1 pseudogene is annotated in these 205 nt (G+C 37.6%); it reads left to right on the top strand.

What is annotated here, in order from left to right:
• Window positions 1–205 (top strand): annotated as a pseudogene (locus ACYQ0O_RS13280) (hypothetical protein); the annotation flags it as partial.

The raw sequence follows: 205 nt of genomic DNA, 5'->3' as shown, positions 1-205 counted from the left end.
TTTGGGAAGGTATTGGCTCAGGACATCAATGTATATTCTCCTCAAAAGATAAGCAATAAGGGATTTTTATTTGAGTTTAAACTAGAGCCAAAGGATTTTGGGGCACCTGGTCCCCTTTATATCACCTTTGGATATCGTTTAAAAGTAATCGGCAGTTTAAAAGATAAGCCCAAAGTTTTTTTTGCCATTGAGAAGGCCCAGGATT

This window comes from Desulfothermus okinawensis JCM 13304 (assembly GCF_054654515.1).
Note: the sequence above shows the minus strand (reverse complement) of the source record. Positions and strands in the feature narration are given on the sequence as shown.